3 protein-coding genes are annotated in these 1,344 nt (G+C 36.1%); 1 reads left to right on the forward strand and 2 read right to left on the reverse strand.

What is annotated here, in order from left to right:
• The coding region (locus ACLNCN_RS04795) for a SemiSWEET family transporter (protein ID WP_424844740.1) at positions 1-242 on the reverse strand (242 nt) is incomplete at its 3' end.
• Positions 243-568: 326 nt separating this feature from the next.
• Between ACLNCN_RS04795 and ACLNCN_RS04800 the strand changes: the two genes are divergently transcribed.
• On the forward strand, positions 569-913 hold the full coding sequence (locus ACLNCN_RS04800) for a lipopolysaccharide assembly protein LapA domain-containing protein (RefSeq protein ID WP_000913393.1): 345 nt from the start codon (positions 569-571) through the stop codon (positions 911-913).
• A 165-nt stretch (positions 914-1,078) separates the two neighbouring features.
• On the opposite strand, the gene ACLNCN_RS04805 is transcribed toward ACLNCN_RS04800, so the two are convergent.
• The coding region (locus ACLNCN_RS04805; RefSeq protein ID WP_424844741.1) for a VOC family protein at positions 1,079-1,344 on the reverse strand (266 nt) is incomplete at its 5' end.

The following is a 1,344-nucleotide window of genomic DNA, read 5'->3' on the forward strand; positions in this document are numbered from 1 at the left end:
ACCGTCACTAGGCCAAAAATAATACCTGGTGCATTAGCTGCTGCAAGGGGGATATCTCTTTCTTTTTTGAAAAGACCGTAGTAAACCCAGAGACTACAGTTGATGGCAGCAACCAAGGGCTGGATGAAATTTCCTTTTTGACCAGCCAGATTGTTCATGATTTGTGGGAAGTAAGACACATACATCATAACAGACATAAAGGTCGCTACCCAACCTAAAATTTTCATTTGTTTTTCAGACATTTTCAAAACCTCTTTCATTTTTACTGAATCTTATTTTAAAATATTCTTTCAAAACAATCAAGTCTTTAAAACTTTTGTTATAAAGATATAAACTATCACAATCTTGTTATAAGAAAGAGGGAACAGAAAAAAGACCGAATTGCTCCGTTCTGTTTACTCAATCAAATATTAGAAAATGAATACTCCTTTTCAATGAATCGATTGATTGATGGTAAATAAGCCGTTAGAAATTATTGACAGTATCGAAATTTTCTAGTAAAATGAATTTTGTTAATACCTAAATGGTGTGTAGTTTTCTATCAACATAGTCAGGAGAAAAGGAACTTATGCTAAAAAAATTTAATGAATTGTCACTGAAAGATAAGGCTTATCTAATTGGCGGTTTGAGCTTATTAGTCATTGTGATCTCATTTGGTCTACTCAATCGTCAAACAGTAACTGTCAGTCTTGTCTTTACACAACTATCTGCTCCCTTGATTTTGGTGATTTTTACTTGTCTAGTAATCGGGATCATTGCTGGTAGTGCTATTGGTATTAGCTATCACCATAACAAGACTCAAGATCTGAGAAGCCGCATTGCTGAAGCAGAAGCGACTATCAATATAAAAGACAGGGAGCTTGTCCAGTACGAGGAACAGGTGCAACAATTAAAACAGGAAGCCAAACAATAAGTGTAGAAATCATAACCACCCGTGAAAACGGGTGGTTTTTTGTCTCGCACCTAACGGAGCGAGACGGACTGAAAGTCGCATAAATACAAAAAAGATCGAATTGCTCCGATCTTTTTAAGTTTCACTCCAAGAATGTTTAGATAAAAAATTTGATAATAGAATTACCTACTTCATACGATAAAAATCAATCACTAGACCAGCAGGCCCTTTAACTAATAAGGACTCTGTTCCCCAATCGGTTACAGTTGGTCCGTTTAAAACCTGGATACCAAGTTCTTTCAACCGTTGGTAATTCTGGTCTACATCCTCAACCTCGATATGAAGAATGATTCCTGACTGAAAATCTTCCAAAGGAATCAAATGATTTTGGGACAACATCAGACAGTGACTGCCAATCGTAAACTGAGCAAAACTGTCATCAACATAATCGG

Source organism: Streptococcus sp. CL8.13, from assembly GCF_049737895.1.

Bases quoted from the DNA above. Each gene is read 5' to 3' on its own strand.
- ACLNCN_RS04800 (WP_000913393.1), top strand. From the start codon at position 569: ATGCTAAAAAAATTTAATGAATTGTCACTGAAAGATAAGGCTTATCTA.